Origin of the sequence: Acinetobacter pittii, assembly GCF_034067285.1 — a bacterium.
Classification (GTDB): domain Bacteria; phylum Pseudomonadota; class Gammaproteobacteria; order Pseudomonadales; family Moraxellaceae; genus Acinetobacter; species Acinetobacter pittii_E.
Genome location: NZ_CP139286.1, coordinates 1010582 through 1034352 on the forward strand (window position 1 = coordinate 1010582; position 23771 = coordinate 1034352).

Below are 23771 nucleotides of genomic sequence, written 5' to 3' on the forward strand. Positions count from 1 at the left end.
TTTACCCGAACGGCATTGTAATTCGGACGTAAGCTTTTTATTATTGCCCGCTTGTTTTTCATCTTACCTTGGGAATACAACTTTGAGTGATTTTCTAAGTGAACATCTGATCTATCGTGATGATGATTTTATGGTGATTCATAAACCTTCGGACATTTTGAGTGTTCCTGGTAAGGGTGATTTACATGATAGCGTTTTGACAAGGTTGATTGCGATTGAACCTAGAACCTTGCTCATTCATCGTCTAGACCGAGATACTTCAGGTATTTTAGTATTTGGTTTATCGAAGCGCGGTCAAAGTGCAATTGCACGTCAATTTCAAGATCGTCAGACTTCAAAAATATACGAAGCGCTTGTCGCAGGTCATTTAGAAGGTGAAGGGACTGTAGATATTCCTGTCATCTATGACCCAAGTCGACCGCCTTTACATATTGTCGACGCTTCTCACAACAAACCTGCTTTAACACATTGGCAGGCCATAGAACATTTTCAAATTCAGGGACAACCTGTAACTCGTGTGAAATTAACACCAATTACGGGACGATCTCATCAACTCCGTGTACACATGCAATATTTGGGACATCCAATTGTAGGTGACACGCTGTATGCGACACCGGAGCAGCAACTTGTTCCGCGTTTATGTTTGCATGCCAAACAGTTAAGTTTTAATCATCCTGTCACAGCAGAAACATTAACTTTTGACTGTCCTGTACCGTTTTAATGTAAAAACTTTTGATGAGTAATTTTTTGTAGCAAAGCGATTTAATTGGTTTTTGCTTCAAAATTTTGCTTTAAAGACTACATAAAAAGATGCAAAAATAAGCTAATTTGCATCGTACAATATGTAGTGCGAACTTGAGAGAAAGGTGGAAAAATTGCAGCAGTATGCTATTGGTCAACGTTGGCTATCAGACACAGAAACTGAACTCGGTTTAGGTGTGCTTATTGATGTAGATGAAAGATCTGTCAGCATTTTATTCCCCAAAAGTGATGAGACACGTGTCTATGCACGTAACAATGCTCCACTATCTCGTATCATCTTCAATACCAATGATGAAGTTCAAGATCAAGAAGGTCAGAAGTGGATTGTTGAGTCTGTTGAAGACCGCCATGGTGTTTTGCGTTATAACGTTGTTCGTACTTTAGAAAATGGCGAACAAGAGCGTAAAGCACTCAATGAAACGCGTATTGGTGCGCAAATTCAATTATCTAAACCTTTAGATCGTTTGCTTGCAAGTCAGGTCGACTATAAAGAGTGGTATGACTTGCGTATTGAAGCGATGCTCATGCAAGCGCAAATGCAGACTAGCCCTTTACGTGGTATGGTTGGTGCACGTGTTGGCCTGATTCCTCATCAGCTTTATATCGCACATGAAGTTGGTAAACGTTTTGCTCCTCGTGTTTTACTTGCCGATGAAGTAGGTTTAGGTAAAACAATTGAAGCTGGTCTAATTATTCACCAGCAGCTTAAAACAGGACGTTCAGAACGAATTCTTATTTTAGTCCCTGATTCTCTACAGTATCAGTGGATGATTGAAATGCGTCGCCGTTTTAACTTGCAATTCTCTCTGTTTGATTTAACGCGTACTGCATCTATTAAAGAACATGATCCAGAGCTTAACCCGTTCTTGACCGAGCAATGCATTATTGCCAGCGTTGACTTAATGGTTGACCATGATGATTTGCGTGAGCAAGCCATAGAAGCTGGTTTTGATTTGCTTGTGGTTGATGAAGCACATCATTTGATGTGGAGCGAAGAAGAAGGCGGTAATGATCGCTACGATTTAATTGAAGAGTTAGCTGAAAATACAGCAGGGGTGTTATTACTCACTGCAACACCTGAACAATTAGGCGTAGAAAGCCATTTCGCTCGCTTACGTTTACTTGATCCACAGCGTTTTAGTAGTTTAGAGCGCTTTCTAGATGAAGAGACTCAATATCAGCAAACTGCAAAAATTGCTGAAGTACTCATGTCTGATCAAGCTTTAACGCCAGAGCATTTATCTGCTTTAGAAGGTTTGTTAGGTCACACTATTGAAGACCAGCCTGATCAACGCTTTAGAGCTATTCACGAGTTATTAGACCGTCACGGTACTGGACGTATTTTATTCCGTAATACACGTGAAGCGATTCAGGGTTTCCCAGGCCGTGATTGTCAGCCAGCACCATTACCAGCACCAGAAGATTGGTCAAAAGACGGCAAACTGCGTGAGCAGATGTGGCCTGAAGAAGCGCAGATTGATGGTTCATGGATGCAAAATGATCCGCGTGTGCCATGGTTAATGGAAATTTTACGCAAAGATCTTAAGCATAAAAAAGTGCTTTTAATCGCGCGTAGCGGACCAGTGGTTGAGTCTTTAGAAAATGTGTTGCGTTTGCATGCAGGTATTCGTACCGCAATGTTCCATGAGGGCATGAGCTTACTTGAACGTGACCAAGCGGCTGCTTATTTCGCTGAAGAAAGCTATGGCGCACAGATTCTATTGTGTTCGGAAATTGGTTCGGAAGGCCGTAATTTCCAATTCGCCAGTGATCTAATTTTATTTGATTTACCAGCTAACCCAGATGTTTTAGAGCAGCGTATTGGGCGTCTAGACCGTATTGGTCAAGAAAACCGTATTCAGATTCATGTGCCATATCTTGTGGGAACAGCTCAAGAACGTATGTTCCGTTGGTATAACGAAGCACTTAATATTTTCAGCAATATTTCTCCAACAGCACAAACGCTGCAAGAGAACTTTATTGTTGAATTAAAAGACTGCTTACTTGCAGACCAAGGTCAAACATTTGAAGATTTACTTGAAGAAGTGAATGCTCAACGTCAAGCCTTAGAAGCTGAACTTCAAGCTGGCCGAGACCGTTTACTTGAATATAATTCATGTCGTCCTATTGTGGCACAAGAAATTGTTCAGGCCCTTGAAGACTATGATGACAATACTACGCTGCCAATGTTTGTGAAGCGTTTCATGTCATCAACCAATATCGACTTTGATGAGCAAAGTAATGGTACGGTGATTATTAAACCGACCGACCAAATGCAAGTGCAAGGTTTAGCTTTAGACGAAGAAGGTATGACCGCAACGTTCTATCGCGATCAAGCTCAGCTTCGTGAAGATGCTCAATATTTAACTTTAGAGCATCCATTCATTGAAAGTGTTATGGAAATGATCCGTACACAATCATTTGGTAGTACCAATGTTGCTGTGCTCAAATCGAATGCGTTAAAGCAGGGTTCAGTCTTAATTGAAGTCTGGTTTAAAGTGGATGTTGTTGCGCCGAAATCGCTGAATTTACCATCGAGCTTACCTAAGCAGCTTATTCGCGTATTATTAAGTGAAAATGGTCAAGATTTGTCTGAAAAAATTGATCCGACAATTTTAAAACCTTATTTACATCACTTAGATGGTAATAGCTGTCGTCAGGTGGTTAAAGCTCGTCGTGATATCATTGAGCAGCGCTATAAACAAGCGTTAGAGATTGCGAAAGTTGATTTGCCGCAACTTCAACAGCAAGCAAAAGAACATTATGGTAATAAATGGCAATATGAAATTGACCGTTTAACTTATCTAAAACAATTCAACCCAAGTATTCGTCAAGACGAAATTGAACGTTTACAGAAGTTGCAAAAAGAAGGTTTAAGCTTACTTGATGGCTTAACGGTTACACCAGAAGCGATTCAAGTGTTAGTTGTAGTTAAACCTTAACTTACTCAAAATAAAAAAAGCGCCTAGAGGGCGCTTTTTTTATACATCGATTTTGAATTAGATGAGACCAGCATCTTTTAATTCTAATTTTAAATATGCATAGAAAATTGGAGCCGCGATTAAACCGCCTAAACCAAAAATGGACTCAAACACTAACATTGCCAATAAAATTTCCCATGCACTGGCATTGATTTTATGCCCAATAATTTTAGCATTAATAAAATATTCAAGCTTATGAACCAGAACCAGATAAAGTAATGCTGCACCTGCTAGTCCTAAGGAAACGGTAAGAGCAGCAATGAACGTCAATGTATTGGAAATAAGATTACCTAAAATTGGAATCAGTCCAAACATGAAGGTCAAAATGGTTAAGGTTTTGGCAAAAGGGAGGTGAATTCCCCAAAGTGGTAATAAAATAAATGCAAATAAAATAAAGAGCAGTGTGTTAATAGCTGAAATTTTTATTTGTGCAAAAACAACATTTTTAAATGAAATCGATAGTTTTTGGATACGTTGAATCAGAAGAGACTTAAAAACAGGCTGAGGGGTACGGCGGTGAAAACCATGTATTGCCACCAAAATACCGATAATTAATCCCATCACCATAGTTACGAAGTTATGCAAAATATCGGAACTGGTATTTTTTAATGTAGTCACGTTATCTTTCATAAAAGCAAAGATTTCGTCTTTTAGATCTGTCACGCTATCGGGAATATAGCCTGGAAGATATTTTCCGATCTCTGCCTGCAAATGAAGTAGGGTTTGGTCAACTTTGCCATTAATACTATGTAAACCTATACCTTTTAGATCGTGTACAACAAAACTAATCAGACTCGTAATGAAAAAACCAATAAGCGAAATGGTAACAATACTAAGTAAAATACTAATAAAAATACGGGCTCTTTGGCCGTCAATATAACGTTCTACAACTGAACTTAAGCTAATAATAATTTCATAAATGAGAAAGCCTGCAAAAAAACTTGCTAATAAATGTAAGGGGATAACCGAAAGCAAAAAGATGCCCATAAGAATGTAGCTTGCAATCAGACTTTGACGATTATTCAAATTTTGCATGTGGATCCCTGAGATCGTTGGGAATATAGGAGAAAGAGCAAACGGAATGATTATTTATACTCTGGCAAGCTATTAGCTTCAATTAGTGAATTATATTTTTATTGGAAAATAGAGGAGTTAGATTTAAAAATGGCCTGTTAATTAACAAGCCATTCATAAAACAATTTTAGCGAATTTTTGCTTCATCTAAATGACGTGCGCCTTCTAAAATCATCCGAATCATAATCATGGTTTGTTCAGCCACTTCTGCACGTTGATTCATTGGTAAATCAATAACTTTTGCACCCATGTGAAACACAAGTTGAGTAATTGCTTTTGCAACAAGGTCTGGATGGTAGAGGTGATTGTTATTCAAGCGCTCAAGACGGATTAAATCTTCTTGTAGCTCTTGCTGAAAAAAGTTGAGTTGACGGTCTACTGCAGCTTTATAAGAAGCTGAACCTGTAAAACTTTCACGGAGTAGTAAACTTAAATTGCCTTCATCAGCATCAAGCTGTTGAAGAAAAATATCGACAGAACTACGAATAATACTCTCTTGTAAAGAAGCACGTAGGCGAGCCTGACGGATGATTTTACGTAAAACAATACCTGCACGGTCAATTAAAGAAATTGCTAACTCATCAATATCTTTAAAGTGTCGATAGAAACTATTTGGTGCAATTCCTGCTTCTCGAGCTACTTCACGTAAACTCAGTGAAGCAATACTTTTTTGTGGACCAATGAGATTCAAAGCTGCCTGAAAAAGTTCTTCTTTAGTAATTGTCGCTTTTCTTCCCACAGAACGCGTAGCTGTTTTAATTTCAATGACATCTTGTTGAAGAGGTGTGTCATTCAGGTTCTGAGAAAGTGAAGATTGGGTCATGCTGTTCAATATATTTGTAAACTCTCAGGATTATAGCCTTAGAAGCTGAACTTGTGAAATTGTAATTAAAAGTACGGGTGTATATACAAATATATATACATGTGTATAATAATTAAAAAAGAGCGACAGAGCCTCAGTTATGCAAGCAATCGAAAAGAGAAATCCTCTATTCAATTCATTGACACAAGCCATCTTTGATAAAGAAATGGCTAATTTCTGGCTACAAAAAGTTAATCCTTTATGGTCTGTAAAACATGGCCTTGTTCAAATTGTAAAAAAAGAATTTGTCGCTCACGACATGGTGAGCTTGACGCTAAAATGTAACCGCTTAGTGAAAATGGGCGTTGCAGGCCAGCATCATCCTGTAATTGTAGAAATTGCTGGTCGTCGCTATGAACGTACTTATAGTTTGACGCAAATTGATGCGCAGCACTTACGTTTAACCGTAAAAAAAGTTGCGGATGGTATTGTCAGTAACTGGTTTATTTCTGAAAGCCAAATCGGTGATGTTTTTGAGCTTGGTCAACCCTATGGTGATATGCAACAAAACATCAAAACACCGAATTTAATTATGTTGGCAGCGGGTAGTGGTATTACCCCAATGTTGAGCTTGATTACTGCGATTAAACAAAGTCAGCAATTAGATAAAGTTCAAGTACAACTTTTATATTGGGTGAAACAACGTTCGGATGCCGCTTTTGTTGAATACTTTGAAAAAGTTGCACAGCAATACCCAAATTTTAGTTATCAGGTTTTCTATACCCAAGAAACCCCAAATGATGAACGTTTAAATGCAGAGCATTTAGCATTAGTTAATGATGTAGAAAACAGCACAGTTTATGCGTGTGGACCTTCTGGTTTTGTGGCGACTGTTGAGCAGTTGTTTGAAAAAGCTCCAGCCCTTTTAACAGAAGCATTTAGCTTAACAAATGAAAGTTCTGCTGATGATATTGGTTATGTGAATGTCACATTAACCCAGTCTAATAAGGTGATTGCAATTCCTAAAGGCCAATCAATTTTGGTTAGCCTTGAACATGAAGGCGTTAAACCAACTCATGGTTGCCGTATGGGAATTTGCAATAAATGTGTGTGTAGTAAAACACAAGGTTCAACACGTAATTTACTCAACGGTAGTGAAAATACTGAACCAAGCCAATTACTCAAAATTTGTGTGAACTCAGCACAATCCGATCTAGTTATTGATCTTTAAGAGAGAACTCTTATGAATATGCCAGTGAAAGTCGAATATTTTAAAAATCCTAAAAATCGTGATTTGACTCCAGCAGAACTTGATGCATTTGCAAAAGAGCTTGATCAGATCAAACAAGAAGTATTGGATGATTTGGGTGAGAAGGATGCTAAATATATCCGCCGTGTGTATGCTGCAATTCGTTATAGTAGCTTTTTAGGCCGTGCATGTTTGTTTGCAGGTTGGTTCCCACCAGCATGGATTTTAGGAACAGGTCTATTAGGCTTTTCTAAAATTATGGAAAACATGGAACTCGGTCATAACGTGATGCATGGTCAATATGACTGGATGAACGATCCTAAGTTTAATGGCCAAACTTACGAATGGGATACTGTCGGTACTTCTGATAACTGGCGTCAAACGCATAACTATAAACATCACACCTATACCAATATTAAAGGTATTGATGATGACATTGGTTATGGTTTACTTCGTTTATTTCCAGAACAACGCTGGAAGCCAGGTTTCTTACTTCAACCCGTTTATAGCATCCCATTTTGTTTGTTGTTCCAGTGGGGCGTAGCCATTCAGAACCTTGAAATTGGACGTGTCCTTTATAAACGTAAGAGCATGGCAAAATTCTTGGAAGAATTAAAACCTGTTAATAAAAAGATTGGTACGCAACTTTTTAAAGACTATGTTTTCTTCCCATTAATTGCGGGTCCGGCAGCTTTACCTGTATTTACTGGTAATTTAGTTGCTAATGGTCTTCGTAATATCTGGACATTTACGATTATTTTCTGTGGTCACTTTACAAAAGATGCAGAAGTATTTCCAAAGTCCGTTTTACAAGAAGAGAGCCGTGGTCACTGGTATATGCGCCAGATTCGTGGTTCTTCTAACCTAAAAGGTTCAGAAGCATTACATATTTTAAGCGGACACTTGAGTCATCAGATCGAGCACCATTTATTCCCTGATATTCCAGCGCGTCGTTATCGCCAAATGGCTCCAAAAGTTGAAGCTGTATGTAAAAAATATGGTCTAAATTATAACAACGCGAGTCTAGCTAAACAGTTTGGACAGGTTGTAGGCCGTATCTTTAAATATGCTTTACCGTTTAAAAAATAAGATATTACTTTAACCCCGAAACGCACTACTGATTATTCAGGAGTGCGTTTTTTTATGGTTGGCACTAGCATGAAGAAGTAAGAGGAGCCTTATTGAATATGCCCCATTGTTCAAACTGCTTTAAAGATAATGAAATTTCTTTTTCTATATCATTTTCATCTAATTGATTTGCATTAAAAATAACATGAGGTGTGTGCCAATTTAATCCGCATCGACGTGCAGTAGCTTTTAAAGGTGCCATGAGCTCATCTAGGGTGAAGCCATTTTGTCCTTGTTTTTGATATGCCGAATTCAAATTGCCAACTGTGACATGTAGGTAAAGTGATTTACCTTCGATATTCTGACCTTCCTGTTCATAAAAAAGATAAAACATCCGTGTTAAAACCGCATCCATCCAAGTTTTGAAAATCGGAGGAACTGAATACCAATAGATCGGGAACTGGAAAATGATGTGTGAAGCAGAGATTAGACGTTGGGCTTCAATTGCGCCGTCTTTCATTATATCCAGAGATCCGTTATATAACTCCTGAATATCAACAATGTCGATTTGGTTTCGAAGCTGTAATGCTTCAACCAAAGCACGATTAACCTTAGACTGATTTAAATCGGGATGAAAGACCAGTAAAAGTGGCTTATTCATAGTATGTCTCCTTAATTTCTATGATGAGTAATCACATGCATAAACAATATTCACATCATAGAAAAAGCAGACCTATAATAAAATTGACTAAATTAATTGAGCAGATGAAAGAATTTTGATGAACAAACAGACTTCTTGGGATGATCAGAAATTCTTTTTAGTGGTTTTAGAAGAGGGGAGTTTCTCGGCAGCCGCTCGTAAATTAGGCGTTACTCAACCCACTGTACGAACACGTATAGAACAGCTTGAAAATCAGTTGGGGACTGTTTTGTTTAGTCGTTCTGTTCATGGCTTGAAACCGACAGAACATGCTCTAGCTCTTGAACTGCCAGTTCGGGCTATGCAACGTGCTTCTGATCATTTTATGCGTACAGCAAGTGCCCCTCTAAATCTAATTGCAGGCAGTGTACGGGTAAGTGTATCGGAGTTCCTGGGCACGCTTGTTCTGCCTCAAATGCTCACAAAATTCCGTTCACTTTACCCAGAAGTTAATATCGAAATATCTTTAAACAATGCTTCTGCCAACTTATTAGAGCAAGAGGTTGATCTGGCAATCAGGATGTATCCTCCTGTTCAGGAAGCGCTTGTAGCCAAAAAGGTTGGTGAGGTGCCATTGGGGCTATATGCACATCGAGATTATATACAGCGTAAAGGTTCCCCCATCTGTCTAGCAGATTTAAGCCAGCATGATCTGATAGGACCCGACCGTAATCTTCTTGAAAGAGAAATGATGAGGATTTTTCTACCTGAAATAAAAAATGAACAATTCAAAATACGCACCGATAGTCATCCTGCTCAGTTCTCAGCAGTTAAAGCTGCTTTAGGAGTAGGTTTTATTCAGTGCCCTATAGCAAATCAATGCCCAGAGCTTGTTCAACTGCTTCCAGACCTAGAGATTCATCGATATGATCTATGGCTGGTTATTCATGAAGACTTTAGACAAATTCCAAAAATCAGAGCGCTTTTTGATTATTTGGCTCAAGCTTTTGCAGAGTATTTAGATGGGGAAAGTTAGCTAATAAAAAGCCCAAGCAGTCAAGTGCTTGGGCCGGAAAAGGTAATTTATTTAAACTGAATTGAACCGTTCGCATTTACAGTAATTTTAGACTCACCAGCTGCCATGTCTTGAGCTGGTGCAGCTTCGGCCATAGCGAACTTAGCCATGCTGGCACGCATTACAGGTTGTGGGAAATAGTTGTTGGTATTCAAGTTCAGATTAACCAATGTATATTGGTTTTTATTCCATGCTTGAGTCAACATTTGAGCGCGTTGTTGAAAGTTTTTAGATGCTTCTACCATTAACTCATTTTCAACTTTTTTACGTTGTTCATCAGAAACTGTAAAATTAATCGATTGAGTCTGGAAGTTTTGCTGTAATTCATTCACTAGCTGGCTAGCAGCTTTAAAGTCTTTACTTTCTAAACGGATTTCAGCGCGACCACGCCATTCTTTTAACTTATTGCTATCGTTATCGTAAATTGGATAAGTGCTTTGAGCACCTGTTTCCACTTTGACTTGAGGATATTTACGAGAAACGGTAAGCGCCTGATTCATTAATTGGTTAATTTGATTTGAAAGTTCGGCTGGTTGTTTGTTACTTTTTTCAATATATAAAGTTGCATGCATTTCATCGTTTGAAACTTGACGAGAAGCCTCAGCTTGTACATTTACAATATTGTAGTTCAAAGCATTATCATCCTGAGCAAAAACGAAAGGGCTAAGGAGGGAACCTAAAAGAAGGGTAGAGACGGCTAAAGTACGCATAAATTTTTCCTTTAAAAATTAATATAAATTTAATTTTTTTCATTAAGAAATGTTAAACATAACTTATGCATAACTTTTGCAGATTTTGTGGCGTATTTGTAATATTAAAATCAGGTTTTTTTAAATTTTGGTAAATATAAAGTTTTTAAAAAATAATAACTTAAAATTAAAGTGTTTCAATGTAACTTAAAAAATCAAACTAATATAAAAAAAGAATATTTTCTTTAGGTTGTCACATAGTATGATGATAATTCATCATAACTATTGGGATGATACATTTTTTCAATAAGATTAGATGAGTAAAGTACATAAAAGACGTTTTTTTTCTTGCAAAATTAGGTATCATCGCGCTCCTAGTTACAAGATATAAAATAAGTGTCTTTGCTAGTTCTATAAAGCACCGAGTCAAAGGACCAATCGTCACCAGACTTATTTCTTTCTACCCCTATCAGAGATGGTAATCCGATATGAGCGTTACTTCCGTTAACCCTGCCACTAATGCTACTAACGAATATTATTTGACTCGCCAAAGTCAAATGGAATCAAATGTTCGTAGCTATCCACGTAAATTACCGTTAGCGATAGCGAAAGCACAAGGATGCTGGGTTACTGATGTTGAAGGTACACAGTACCTTGATTGTTTAGCTGGGGCAGGTACATTGGCTTTAGGTCATAATCATCCTGCGGTGATTCAAAGTATTCAAGATACATTGGCAAGTGGTTTGCCATTGCATACTTTAGACTTAACCACACCTTTAAAAGATGCATTCACTGAAGCATTGTTAGCATATTTACCTGGTGGTAAAGAAGAATATTGCTTGCAGTTCTGTGGTCCTGCTGGTGCAGACGCAACTGAAGCAGCAATCAAACTTGCTAAGACTTACACTGGCCGTAGTTCAGTGATCAGTTTCTCTGGCGGTTACCATGGTATGACCCATGGTGCACTTGCTATGACTGGTAACTTAAGTGCAAAAAATGCAGTTAATGGTTTAATGCCAGGCGTACAATTCATGCCGTATCCGCATGAATACCGTTGCCCACTTGGTTTAGGTGGTGAAGCAGGTGTTGACGCTTTAACTTACTACTTTGAAAACTTTATTGAAGATGTTGAAAGCGGTGTAACAAAACCGGCTGCTGTTATTCTTGAAGCGATTCAAGGGGAAGGCGGCGTAGTTACAGCTCCAGTAAAATGGTTGCAAAAAATCCGTGAAGTGACTGAAAAGCACAACATCGTTTTAATTTTAGACGAAGTTCAAGCTGGCTTTGCACGTTCAGGCAAAATGTTTGCATTTGAACATGCAGGTATTGAACCTGATGTTGTTGTAATGTCTAAAGCAGTAGGTGGTGGTTTACCACTTGCAGTATTAGGTATTAAACGTAAATTTGATGCTTGGCAACCTGCTGGTCACACGGGTACTTTCCGTGGTAACCAACTTGCTATGGGTACTGGTCTTGTTGTATTAAAAACGATTAATGAACAAAATCTTGCTCAAAATGCGCAAGAACGTGGTGACTTCTTACAAGCTGAATTTAAAAAATTAGCTCAAGAATTCCCATGTATCGGTAACGTACGTGGTCGCGGTTTAATGATCGGTATTGAGATTGTTGACGAGCGTAAACCAGCTGACCGTATTGGTTCGCATCCTGCTGACTCACAATTAGCTGCTGCAATTCAAACTGCTTGTTTCAACAATAAATTATTGCTTGAAAAAGGTGGTCGTAACGGTACAGTAATTCGTTTACTTTGCCCGCTTATCATCACTCAAGACGAGTGTGTTGAAGTAGTTGCTCGCTTTAAGAAAGCAATTGCAGAAGCATTGGTTGCAGTACGAGGCGCATAAGTATGGTGGATTTTGCAGAACATCGTAAAGCGTTACTCTGCAATGATGCACAATCCATTGCTGACTATGAGTCAGCAATGGGCGAAGCGGTAAAAGCCGTTTCAGCATGGTTGCAAAATGAAAAGATGTACACTGGCGGTAGCATTAAAGAATTGCGTTCAGCAATTTCTTTCCAACCTTCAAAAGAAGGGATGGGTGTACAAGAATCTCTTCAACGTATGATTGAGCTTTTCTTGAATAAAAGCTTGAAAGTACATCACCCACATTCATTAGCACATTTACACTGCCCAACCATGGTGATGAGCCAGATCGCGGAAGTGTTAATCAATGCAACTAACCAGTCTATGGACTCATGGGATCAAAGCCCTGCAGGTTCATTAATGGAAGTTCAGCTCATTGATTGGTTGCGTCAAAAAGTAGGTTATGGTTCTGGTCAGGCTGGTGTTTTCACTTCTGGCGGTACTCAATCTAACTTGATGGGTGTGTTGCTTGCTCGTGACTGGTGTATCTCGAAAAACTGGAAAGACGAAAATGGTAATCCATGGTCTGTACAGCGTGATGGTATTCCTGCCGATGCAATGAAAAACGTCAAAGTCATTTGTTCTGAAAATGCGCATTTCTCTGTGCAAAAGAACATGGCAATGATGGGGATGGGCTTCCAGTCAGTTGTAACTGTTCCTGTGAATGAAAATGCACAGATGGATGTAGATGCTCTCGAAAAAACGATGGCGCATCTTCAGTCTGAAGGCAAAGTTGTTGCTTGTGTCGTTGCGACAGCAGGTACAACCGATGCTGGTGCAATTGACCCATTGAAGAAAATCCGTGAAATTACCAATAAATATGGTTCATGGATGCACATCGATGCGGCATGGGGCGGTGCATTAATTCTCTCAAATGACCACCGTGCAATGCTTGATGGTATTGAGTTATCTGACTCGATCACCCTTGACTTCCATAAGCATTATTTCCAAAGCATTAGCTGTGGTGCGTTCTTGTTGAAAGATGAAGCGAACTATCGCTTTATGCACTACGAAGCTGAATACTTGAACTCTGCTTATGATGAAGAGCATGGTGTACCAAACCTTGTTTCTAAATCATTACAAACGACTCGTCGTTTTGATGCATTGAAATTGTGGATGACAATTGAATCACTTGGTGAAGACCTTTACGGTTCAATGATCGACCATGGTGTAAAACTTACTCGTGAAGTTGCAGATTACATCAAGGCAACTGACGGTTTAGAGCTTTTAGTTGAGCCTCAGTTTGCTTCGGTATTGTTCCGTGTTGTGCCACAAGGCTACCCAGTTGAGTTTATCGATAGCTTGAATCAAAACGTAGCGGACGAGTTGTTTGCACGTGGTGAAGCAAATATCGGTGTAACAAAAGTTGGTAATGTACAGTCATTGAAAATGACCACATTAAGCCCAGTTGTGACATTCGAAAATGTTAAAAACCTTTTAGGTCAAGTATTGGCTGAAGCTGACCGCATTAAAGATGCGATTGCTTCTGGTAATTATGTACCACCAATCGACTAATTGAGTTGATACCAAAAAAAGCCCGGTTTATTGCCGGGCTTTTTTATTACATATTATTTTTATTTAAAATGTGCATCGAAATAGACTGATATGCACAAACCATGCATATTTTCAAAAAACAAAAATAATTATGCATGATTTATGGGAAGCAAATTTCTTATTGTATTGGTATGTCCCCAATGTTTGGTCACATCGATATATCAATACTGCACTTACTCTTTAAAAGACGCTGCTCAAATGGTCATAAGGTAAGAGGCTGTAATTACAATTAAGACAAGGAAGAAGAAATGCAACAAGTTAATGTGCTTAATGAATTTAAATTAATTATTAACGGTCAATCTTGTTCAGGTGAACAGGGTGAACTAGAAATTATTAACCCAGCTACAGGTTTAACTGCCGCACGCTGTGCAAAAGCATCGGTTGAGCAAGTAAATCAGGCGGTTAGCGCTGCTAAACAAGCATCTAAAGCTTGGCAACAAGTTTCACACGAAGAGCGTAAGTCAATCTTAAATAAGATTGCAGATGGTATTGAAAAGCACGCTGAAATGCTTGCAGAGTTGGTTGTACTTGAGCAAGGTAAGCCACTCGCACTTGCACAAATGGAGGTGCAGGGCGCAATTGGTTGGACGCGTTACGCGGCTGCTATGGATTTACCTATTGAAGTGATCGAAGACAGTGAAACCAAGCGCATTGAACGCCATCGCCAACCATTAGGAGTGGTAGCTTCAATTACTCCTTGGAACTGGCCATTAATGATTGCGGTTTGGCATATCATGCCTGCATTGCGTGCAGGTAACGTGGTCATTAGCAAACCTTCTGAATACACGCCACTCTCAACTTTGCGTTTATGTGAAATTATTCAACAAGAAGTTCCAGCAGGCGTGATCTCAATTGTGGTCGGTGCTGGTGAGATTGGTGAAGCATTATCTTCTCATCCAGATGTACAAAAAGTTGTGTTTACGGGGTCAACTCGAACAGGTCAGCACATCATGGCTGGTGCAGCTCAACAGTTAAAACACCTAACTTTAGAGCTTGGTGGTAATGACGCTGGTATTGTATTACCAGATGCAAATATAGATGAAATTGCAGCTAAGATTTTTAATATGGCGTTCTTAAATGCAGGCCAAACATGCGCGGCGTTAAAACGTTTATATGTCCATGAAAGCCAATATGAAGCTTTATCTCAAAAGTTAGCTGATATTGCCAACGCTCAAGTTGTGGGTGACGGAATGGAATCTTCTACAACATTTGGCCCAGTACAAAACCAAATGCAATATAACAAGGTGAAAACCCTTATTGCTGAAGCCATTGGACAAGGTGCAAAAGCACTTTCTGGTCAACAGCAATTACCAGAGCAAGGCTACTTTATTGCTCCTACTATTTTGACTGAAGTTTCTGACTCTTGCCGCGTGGTGCAAGAAGAACAGTTTGGTCCTGTGTTACCTGTTTTAAAATATACAGATATTAACGATGCAATTGCCCGCGCTAATGACAGTGAATTTGGTTTAGGCGGTTCAATCTGGTCGTCTGATATTAAAGCTGCTCAAACTTATGCTAGTCAGCTTCAATGCGGTACTGTTTGGATTAATACCCATGCAGAAGTCCTGCCTCATGCACCTTTTGGTGGCTGGAAAATGTCAGGCTTAGGTGCTGAGTTTGGTTTAGAAGGTTTACTTGAAAATACGATCGGGCAAACAGTTCATATTAGTAAAGTCTAAATATTAACTTTAAGGCGGATCTAGTATCCGCCTTTTTATTTTCACTTTTATGAGTGAAAAGCTGAGCTGTTTATTGGGAGTGATGATAGCTCATGCTTTTAGGTTTGATTAAAAAATGATTCTGTTCTTTGATTTTTTTCAGAACAATGTAAGACTTTATATGACCAATAAAATTATAAGAAAGTAATCTTTCAGTCACAAATTGAGAGAGCTGTTCTAAGTTTTCAGCAACGACTTTTAAAATAAAATCTGCATCACCACTAATTGAAAATGCATCTTGAATGTTATCTTCAGCTTCGATCAGTTCCTGAAAAGCCTGCTGAGATTTTGCTTCGTGTGTCCTTAAATTAATATGAATCATCGCTGTAACTTCCAGCCCTAATGCCTGCTGCTGGATACGTGCGGAGTAACCTAAAATTATGCCTTTTTGCTCAAGTAACTGTCGTCGTCTTGAACATTGGGAAGCTGATAATCCGATTAAATCTCCAATTTCCTGATTGGTGAGCCGTCCATTCTTTTGTAGTGCCTGAATGATTTGCCAGTCGAACTTATCCATTGCATAAAATCCTTTTATGATACACAAATCATGTATTTTTATTAAAATGCGTTTTCATTATGCACGAAATCTAAAAGATAGATGAAATATTATTTTTCTATGGAATAAAAATTGGTCTCAAAGGATATAGAGCAATGTTCATAGAAATCGGTGAATTTTTAAATCTTCGTTTAAAACAATTGGGTATCCAACATCTTTTTGGAGTACCTGGTGATTTTAACCTTTCATATCTAGAACAAGTTGAAGCAGACCCACAACTCGAATTTATTGGAAATTGTAATGAATTAAATGCTGCCTATGCAGCAGACGGCTATGCACGAATTAACGGTTTTTCTGCCTTGGCAACCACTTATGGTGTAGGTGACTTAAGTGCGATTAATGGCATCGCAGGTGCCTATGCAGAAAATGTACCTCTTATTCATATTTCTGGTATTCCACCATTACATGCAGTTCAAAAGGGCACTTTAATACATCATACGCTTGTCGATGGTAACTATAACAATATTATGAACTGTATGAAAGAGTTCACAGTTGCCCAAACACGTTTAACTCCTGCAAATGCAGCTTTTGAAATTGACCGTGTATTACGTCAATGTTTCCTTGAACGCCGTCCTGTACACATTCAACTACCAGGCGATATTACTCACGTTAAGATTGAAGTATCTGAGCGTCCACTCGACCTAAGCTATCCAGCTGTTGAACCTGAATTATTGCAAAGTGTGGTAAGCAAACTCTGTAACATTATTGAGAATGCTCAAAGTCCAGCGCTTCTTATTGATAATGAAGCTTCGGTTTTTGGTGTGACATCACTTTTAAATGATTTATCTCAAAAATGCTCAATTCCATTTGCAGGGATGAATACTGCAAAAAATATTATGGATGAAGGCTCACCTCGTTACATCGGAACTTATGTGGGTGGTGCAAGTCAACCACATGTGAAAAATATCATTGAACAATCTGACTGCTTAATTGGTGTTGGTGCACGCTTTACCGATGTTGGTTCGGCTGTATTTACTCATCATATTGAAACCAAGAACTACATCGAAATTAAATCTTATGGCCTAAATATTTTTGGGCAGGATTTTCCGGGTATTGAGATTGGTCAGTTACTCGTTGAGCTAAATAAAAAAGTTGCACCACGTAAATCAACAACACCTCTTCTTGAAAAACAACCGCCGAAAGTAATAGAAGCTCCAGCTCAACAAAAGCTTAGCCAAGATGTGCTTTGGAATTACATTTCAGGTTTCTTAAAAGAAGATGATGTAATTATTGGTGAAGTCGGAACATCAAACTCAGCTTTGTCAGGAATAAAGCTTCCAGCTACAGCTAAATATATTGCTCAGCCACTTTGGGGTTCTATTGGTTACACCTTACCGGCTTTACTTGGTAGTTTGCTGGCCGCGCCTGAACGTCGTCAAATTTTATTTATTGGTGATGGTTCATTCCAACTTACGGTACAAGAACTCTCTACGATTATCCGTCACGGTTTAAAGCCAATTATTTTCTTGCTGAACAATGGCGGCTATACCATTGAGCGCTTAATTATGGGTGAAAATGCAGCCTATAACGACGTGCAAAACTGGAAATACACTGAAATCCCGGCTGTGTTTAACGGTAAAAAAGGCCATACAACTTATGTGGTTGAAACCGCTGGGCAACTGAAGAGTGTTTTAGATAACGTTCAGCAAAATGATCAGTTAACTTTCATTGAATTAAAACTACCAGCAATGGATGCACCAGTAAGTTTGAAAAAATTTGCTTCTGTGATTGCGCGTTTTGATTACGGCGATCGTGGCTACGAAATTTTAAAGGAGCGTTCCCAACCGATTAAATGTAAGGATGCAATCTCTTTTTAAATAGAGGACAGGACACGTCTTCTCAAAAATTAAATGGACTCATATTAAAGCTATTTATGTCCGAAGGTCGGTTTCTGATCTTCGGATATGGTGCTGAATAAAGGTGTACAGGAAGTGACACCAACATTGGAGATAATGTTATGGATGCAAACAATAAGCACGAGTTAAAACAAGGCTTATCCAATCGGCATATTCAACTCATCGCACTCGGAGGGGCGATTGGAACAGGTTTATTCTTAGGTCTTTCTCAAACAATTAAACTGGCTGGTCCTTCAATTTTATTAGGATATGCAATTGCAGGCGTGATTGCCTTTTTGATTATGCGTCATTTAGGTGAAATGGTTGTTGAAGAACCGGTAAGCGGCTCTTTTAGCTATTTTGCGAATAAATACTGGGGCAAAATGGCTGGCTTTATGTCTGGCTGGAACTACTGGGTTTTGTATGTGCTGGTGAGCATGGCTGAACTGAGCGCAATTGGGACTTTTATACAGTTTTGGTGGCCTGAAATTCCGACATGGCTGACTGCTTTATTTTTCTTTATTTTAATTAACGGCATTAACTTGGTAAATGTCCGCTTTTTTGGGGAATCCGAGTTCTTATTTTCCTGCATTAAAATTGTTGCGATTTTAAGCATGATTGGCTTTGGTGCTTATCTATTATTTTCAGGTTCAGCAGGTCCGCAAGCAGGTATTGCAAATTTATGGCAACACGGTGGTTTCTTCCCGCATGGGATTCACGGTTTTGTCATGGCTCTGGCTGTCATTATGTTTGCATTTGGTGGTTTGGAGTTAATTGGTATTGCTGCAGCGGAAACGAAAAAACCTGAAACCACTATTCCAAAAGCAGTAAATCAGATCGTTTACCGCATCCTGATTTTTTATATCGGTGCGATCGGTATTCTTTTATGTCTTTATCCATGGAATATGGTGGCAGAAGGCGGTAGTCCATTTGTCATGATTTTCCAGTCACTCAATAGTAATGGTGTTGCGAACGTTCTAAACTTTGTGGTCTTGATTGCTGCTATTTCGGTTTATAACAGTTGTATCTATTGTAATAGTCGTATGTTGCATGGTTTGGCAGAGCAGGGTAATGCTCCGGCAATTTTGAAAAAAGTAAACAGCCGTGGTATTCCAGTGCCGGCAGCAGTTGTTTCTGCATCTATTACAGCAATATGTGTCGTTGTGAATTATCTGATTCCTGGTCAAGCTTTTCAGCTCTTTATGATGTTGGTTGTGGCAGCACTTGTTATTAACTGGCTTATGATTTCAGTCACACATTTGAAATTTACTAAAGCGATGAAATTGCAAAAACGTCAAACTAAATTTCAAAGTATTCTTAGCCCATGGAGTAACTATTTAACCATTAGCTTTGTATGCTTTATTCTTATTATTATGGCGTTTACACCAGATATGAGGTTGGCTGTTATTTTAGGGCCAATCTGGCTTGCTGTTTTAGCTGTGATGTATTTCTTAAAATATCGCAAAAAAATGGTAGCGATGCCAGAAGTACAATCGAATTGATCGTCTAAATTGACAATGATATTGCGGTTACCTGATTTAAAGTCGGTAACCCTTTATCTTTTGTCATATTATTTTAATGTTACAAAGAAAATAATTATTTTTAGAAATTTTTAATCATATTTTAAAAATAGGAAATATTTAAATCATAAAATTAATAACATCGTAAATTAGTGGATTTTAATATATTTATAATAAATTTTATTTTTATAATTTATAAATAACTATATTTTGGATTTTTAATCATTGTCATAATAAACATGATGACCTTCTGTAAAATAGGTGAGAAGTTTGAATTAAATAACTGATAATAAATAAAAAGAATAATATGACAATCGACATTATAAAAATCATTAAAGCGTCATCATACTGTAACTTATTTGTCATATTTTCTATTCACAATGCAGCTATCGAAGAGCGTACAAGCACTCAACAAAAAGTGACGTACAACCTATTGCATTAATGAGAGAGAACAGAATGCGCTTAAATCCACGTCAAATCGCAATTGCGTTAGCAGTAACTGGGGCAGCTGTAACAACGACTGCAAATGCAGCTCGTGATACGATTCAAATTGCTGGTTCTTCAACTGTATTACCGTTTGCCAGCGTTGTAGCTGAAGAGTTTGGTAATACATTCCCTCAATTTAAAACTCCTGTAGTGGGTTCTGGCGGTTCTTCTGCTGGTTTGAAACAATTCTGTCAAGGTGTTGGCGATAATACAATCGACGTTGCAAACGCTTCTCGTAAAATTAAAAGCACTGAAATTGAAGCTTGTAATAAAGCTGGTGTAAAACAAATCCAAGAAATTAAAATTGGTTACGACGGTATCGTATTTGCGTCTAACTCAAACAAAGCAGCTTATAAATTAAAACCTTACCATGTGTTCGCTGCTTTAGCTGCACAGTTACCTTCAAAAGGTAAATTGGTTCCAAACCCATATACAAACTGGAACCAAATTGATAAAACACTTCCAAATGAGCCGATTACTCTTGTAATCCCTGCATCTAACCATGGTACTCGTGAAGTTTTCCAAGAGAAAATGGTTGAAGCTGGTTGTGAAGCATATGAATACTTCAAGAGCTTAGACAAAGATGCTCAGAAGAAAGCATGTTCTACTTTCCGTAAAGATGGCCGTGTAATTGAAATCGCTGGCGACTATACAGAAACATTGGCTCGCTTAAAAACTTCTCCAAGTGCAGTAGGTGTGTTTGGTTTAAGTTTCTATGACATGAACCGTGACAAGTTACGTGTGGCAACAGTAAACAACGTTATTCCATCTGAGAAGACAGTATTGAATGGTACATACCCTGTATCTCGTCCATTGTACTTCTACGTGAAAGGTGAGCACTTAAAATCAGTTAAAGGCTTACCACAATATGTAGAATATTTCGTAAGCAAAAAAGCGACTGGTAAAGGTTCTAAAGCTGAGCGTGATGGTTTAATCGCGATGTCTGATGCTGAACGTGCAAAAGTTTTGGCTGACTTTAAAGCAGGTAAAACTGTTAAATAAGTTAGTTTGAATGAAGGCTGGTGATCTTAAGGGTTCATCAGCCTTTTTGTCTAACTTGTTTTTCCAAATTATGACAATTGAGAAAACAGTGGAGAGTACATGAATCTGCTACTTATCGGTGTGTTGTTAGCCCTTGTGGCCATCGCATATCAACTTGGGCTGAGAAAGAGCCGTAACATAGCAGGTAAGGGAAGCAACTCGGCGACATTACATTCTCGTCCTGGTTATTATGGCGCACTGGTTGGTCTTTGGTGCGGTATCCCTGCTTTTTTAATTTTGATCATTTGGAACTTGGTTGAACCAAGTATTTTAAATCATATTATTTTTAATAATATTCCGGCGTCTGTAAGTGCTTCGCTTGATGAAGCAGGCAGAAGTGTACTGATTGATCGTGTTCAATCAATCGCTTCAGGTTTTGGTGTAAGTGATAAACCAGCTGCTTATGAATTAGCTGCTGCTCAACAGTTTGCAAAATTTCAAACCATTGGCTCTTTTGCCAAATTTGCTGTTGTCGTTTGTGCAGCTTTACTCGGTTTAGTGTGGGCAAAGAAAAAAATCAATCAACAATACCGTGCTCGTAACCAAGTTGAACGTGCCATTAACGTTGCTTTGATTTTATGTTCGGGTGTAGCGATTTTAACCACCATCGGTATCGTAATGTCGATGTTTGGCGAAGCAATGCACTTCTTCCGTTTTGTTAGCCCAGTAGACTTTTTCTTTGGTACAGAGTGGAATCCGGGCTTTAGTACTTCCGGTAATGCTGAAGGTAGTTATGGTTTATTACCATTGCTATGGGGTACGCTCATGGTCAGTGGTATAGCGCTACTCGTTGCTGTACCAGTTGGATTAATGATTGCAATTTATTTAGCTGAATATGCTTCACCATGGTTCCGTTCATGGGCGAAACCAACAATTGAAGTATTAGCTGGTATTCCAACAATTGTTTATGGTGTATTTGCCATGATGATTATTGGACCCTTCTTTAAAGCAGCAGGCGCTTCTATTGGTTTAGAGATTAATGCGACGAGTGCTTTAACTGCTGGTTTTGTCATGGGGATTATGATTATCCCATTCGTTTCATCTTTGTCTGATGACATTATTACTCAAGTCCCGCGTGCACTGCGTGATGGCTCTTTGGGACTTGGTGCGACTAAGTCTGAAACAATTCGTCAAGTCGTATTACCAGCAGCTTTACCGGGTATTACAGGTGCTTTCTTATTGGCAGTTTCTCGTGCTGTTGGGGAAACCATGATTGTGGTTTTAGCAGCAGGGAACAGTCCACTTTTACACGCAAATCCATTTGAAGCTGTTTCGACTGTGACCGTAACTATTGTAAAGCAGTTGACCGGAGATACAGACTTCTCAAGTCCACAAGCATTGGTTGCATTTGCGCTAGGTCTAACACTATTTGTGATTACCTTGGGATTAAACATTGTAGCACTGTACATTGTGCGTAAATACCGTGAGCAATACGAATGAGTACATCAAATACATCGTCTCCTATGGATCAGAACGTATTTGATCCGAAAGCTGCTGCTGAAACACGTGAACGACGTAAACAGGTGATTGAAAAATCTTTGGCTAAACGCCATCGCAAAGAAAAAGCTTTCCGTTTTGCGGGTTTCTCGGCAGTTATTATTGGTCTTGCATTTGTTGCTCTCTTGTTCGGTAGCATTTTGGCAAAAGGTTTACCAGCTTTTTGGCAGACCAGTATGAATGTTCCAATTTACTTTGATCCTAAAGTCATTGATGCAGGGCCAGTACCTGTACGTACTCAAGGTGAAACACCAGCTCATTACCAAGAACGTTATGTGGATTGGCAAACTAAAATGGGTATGGTGGATTGGGGTGGCATCATTGTAAATGGAATGATTGCTAAAGATCCTACACTTGCAACACAACGCGATTACTTAAGTAGCTTATATGCAAGCTCAGAAGCTTATCGCTTACGTGATATGGTTTTTGCAGATCCATCACTTATTGGTAAAAAAGAAAATATTACTTTCTTGGGCGATGCGAATGTCGATGTTTGGTTAAAAGGTAATATTGATCGTTCATTGCCAGATGATCAGCAACAACTTGATCCAGAAGTGCGTAAGCTTGCAGATGATCTAAAAGCAAAAGGCGTTCTTGAAAGTACATTTAACTTGAACTTATTTAAGAACCCTGACTCACGTAGTTCACCAGCAATCAGTGGTCTGGCAGGTGCATTCATGGGTTCATTGTTCATGATGCTGATTGTAATCATCATTGCGATTCCAATCGGTGTTGCTAGCGCAATCTATCTTGAAGAGTTTGCTCCAAAAAATGTTCTGACCGACATTATTGAAGTCAACATTAATAACCTTGCTGCTGTTCCTTCTATCGTATTTGGTTTACTCGGTGCTGCAATCTTCATTGGCTGGATGCACTTACCTCTATCAGCTCCGCTGGTAGGTGGATTGGTTTTAAGCTTAATGACATTACCGACAGTCATTATTACAACCCGTGCCTCATTAAAAGCAGTGCCACCTTCTATTCGACAAGCTGCACTTGGTTTAGGAGCTTCTAAGTTCCAAACTATTTTCCATCATGTTTTACCGTTGGCATTACCAGGCATTATGACAGGGGCAATTATTGGGGTTGCCCATGCACTTGGTGAAACCGCACCTTTACTTTTAATCGGGATGAGTGCATTCGTTGCAAGTATTCCAACAACACCATTTGATCAAGCAACTGCTTTACCTGTCCAAGTTTACTTATGGCAAGGTAATGAGTTGCGTAACTTCTTCGAAGGCCGTACTGCCGCTGCGATTATCGTACTACTTGCATTAATGATTGGTTTAAACAGTCTTGCAATTTGGTTACGTAAAAAGTTCGAAGTGCGTTGGTAATAGAG

The 23771-nt window shown here is 38.8% G+C and carries 18 protein-coding genes; 13 read left to right on the forward strand and 5 right to left on the reverse strand.

The window, feature by feature from the left end; genetic code table 11:
* Positions 1–82 precede the first annotated feature (82 nt).
* Together rluA and rapA are read left to right on the forward strand one after the other, a co-directional pair.
* Positions 83–721: an RluA family pseudouridine synthase gene (gene rluA, locus SOI81_RS04755; RefSeq protein ID WP_239975192.1), complete on the forward strand. Its 639-nt coding sequence runs from the start codon at positions 83–85 to the stop codon at positions 719–721.
* Positions 722–866: 145 nt separating this feature from the next.
* Positions 867–3704, forward strand: a complete 2838-nt coding sequence (gene rapA, locus SOI81_RS04760; RefSeq protein ID WP_239975193.1) for an RNA polymerase-associated protein RapA — start codon at positions 867–869, stop codon at positions 3702–3704.
* Positions 3705–3761: 57 nt separating this feature from the next.
* Here rapA and SOI81_RS04765 read toward each other — a convergent pair whose 3' ends face one another.
* Both SOI81_RS04765 and fabR read right to left on the reverse strand, forming a co-directional pair.
* Positions 3762–4778, reverse strand: a complete 1017-nt coding sequence (locus SOI81_RS04765; RefSeq protein WP_239975194.1) for an AI-2E family transporter — start codon at positions 4776–4778, stop codon at positions 3762–3764.
* A gap of 166 nt (positions 4779–4944) precedes the next feature.
* A complete protein-coding gene (fabR, locus tag SOI81_RS04770; protein ID WP_016140343.1) occupies positions 4945–5640 on the reverse strand; it encodes an HTH-type transcriptional repressor FabR in 696 nt (231 codons plus the stop codon).
* A 139-nt stretch (positions 5641–5779) separates the two neighbouring features.
* On the opposite strand from fabR, the gene SOI81_RS04775 reads away from it, so the two are divergent.
* Positions 5780–6850, forward strand: coding sequence for a ferredoxin reductase (locus SOI81_RS04775; protein WP_320541299.1), 1071 nt, complete (start codon positions 5780–5782; stop codon positions 6848–6850).
* A 12-nt stretch (positions 6851–6862) separates the two neighbouring features.
* Complete coding sequence (locus SOI81_RS04780) at positions 6863–7957, forward strand: fatty acid desaturase family protein (protein ID WP_016140345.1); 1095 nt, start codon at positions 6863–6865, stop codon at positions 7955–7957.
* Positions 7958–8021: 64 nt separating this feature from the next.
* On the opposite strand, the gene SOI81_RS04785 is transcribed toward SOI81_RS04780, so the two are convergent.
* On the reverse strand, positions 8022–8597 hold the full coding sequence (locus tag SOI81_RS04785; protein ID WP_239975196.1) for an NAD(P)H-dependent oxidoreductase: 576 nt from the start codon (positions 8595–8597) through the stop codon (positions 8022–8024).
* A gap of 118 nt (positions 8598–8715) precedes the next feature.
* On the opposite strand from SOI81_RS04785, the gene SOI81_RS04790 reads away from it, so the two are divergent.
* Positions 8716–9612 (forward strand): LysR family transcriptional regulator, encoded by an 897-nt coding sequence (locus SOI81_RS04790; RefSeq protein WP_239975197.1) that lies wholly within the window; start codon positions 8716–8718, stop codon positions 9610–9612.
* 47 nt (positions 9613–9659) lie between these two features.
* On the opposite strand, the gene SOI81_RS04795 is transcribed toward SOI81_RS04790, so the two are convergent.
* Positions 9660–10361: an SIMPL domain-containing protein gene (locus SOI81_RS04795; protein ID WP_016140348.1), complete on the reverse strand. Its 702-nt coding sequence runs from the start codon at positions 10359–10361 to the stop codon at positions 9660–9662.
* A gap of 467 nt (positions 10362–10828) precedes the next feature.
* Between SOI81_RS04795 and dat the strand changes: the two genes are divergently transcribed.
* The 3 genes from dat to SOI81_RS04810 all read left to right on the forward strand — a co-directional run bounded on the left by dat (position 10829) and on the right by SOI81_RS04810 (position 15455).
* The gene (gene dat / locus SOI81_RS04800) at positions 10829–12202 is read left to right on the forward strand and encodes a diaminobutyrate--2-oxoglutarate transaminase (RefSeq protein ID WP_320541300.1); all 1374 of its coding nucleotides are present in this window, start codon (positions 10829–10831) and stop codon (positions 12200–12202) included.
* A 2-nt stretch (positions 12203–12204) separates the two neighbouring features.
* On the forward strand, positions 12205–13737 hold the full coding sequence (gene ddc / locus SOI81_RS04805) for an aspartate aminotransferase family protein (protein ID WP_320541301.1): 1533 nt from the start codon (positions 12205–12207) through the stop codon (positions 13735–13737).
* A 287-nt stretch (positions 13738–14024) separates the two neighbouring features.
* The gene (locus tag SOI81_RS04810; RefSeq protein WP_320541302.1) at positions 14025–15455 is read left to right on the forward strand and encodes an aldehyde dehydrogenase family protein; all 1431 of its coding nucleotides are present in this window, start codon (positions 14025–14027) and stop codon (positions 15453–15455) included.
* A 70-nt stretch (positions 15456–15525) separates the two neighbouring features.
* Here the strand turns inward: SOI81_RS04810 and SOI81_RS04815 are convergent, their stop codons facing one another.
* Positions 15526–16011, reverse strand: a complete 486-nt coding sequence (locus SOI81_RS04815) for an Lrp/AsnC family transcriptional regulator (protein ID WP_016140351.1) — start codon at positions 16009–16011, stop codon at positions 15526–15528.
* A 134-nt stretch (positions 16012–16145) separates the two neighbouring features.
* On the opposite strand from SOI81_RS04815, the gene SOI81_RS04820 reads away from it, so the two are divergent.
* The 5 genes from SOI81_RS04820 (at position 16146) to pstA (ending at position 23766) form a co-directional block, all read left to right on the forward strand.
* On the forward strand, positions 16146–17867 hold the full coding sequence (locus SOI81_RS04820; protein WP_320541303.1) for an alpha-keto acid decarboxylase family protein: 1722 nt from the start codon (positions 16146–16148) through the stop codon (positions 17865–17867).
* Positions 17868–18007: 140 nt separating this feature from the next.
* The gene (locus tag SOI81_RS04825; RefSeq protein ID WP_016140353.1) at positions 18008–19387 is read left to right on the forward strand and encodes an amino acid permease; all 1380 of its coding nucleotides are present in this window, start codon (positions 18008–18010) and stop codon (positions 19385–19387) included.
* Between the two features lie 474 nt (positions 19388–19861).
* Positions 19862–20893 (forward strand): substrate-binding domain-containing protein, encoded by a 1032-nt coding sequence (gene sphX / locus SOI81_RS04830; protein WP_320541304.1) that lies wholly within the window; start codon positions 19862–19864, stop codon positions 20891–20893.
* 99 nt (positions 20894–20992) lie between these two features.
* Positions 20993–22372 carry a phosphate ABC transporter permease subunit PstC gene (pstC, locus tag SOI81_RS04835; protein WP_224991452.1) on the forward strand — a complete coding sequence of 460 codons (1380 nt, stop codon included), beginning with the start codon at positions 20993–20995 and terminating at the stop codon, positions 22370–22372.
* Positions 22369–23766, forward strand: coding sequence for a phosphate ABC transporter permease PstA (gene pstA, locus SOI81_RS04840; protein WP_320541305.1), 1398 nt, complete (start codon positions 22369–22371; stop codon positions 23764–23766). The genes pstC and pstA overlap by 4 nt, the downstream gene beginning before the upstream one ends.
* The last annotated feature ends 5 nt before the right edge of the window (positions 23767–23771 follow it).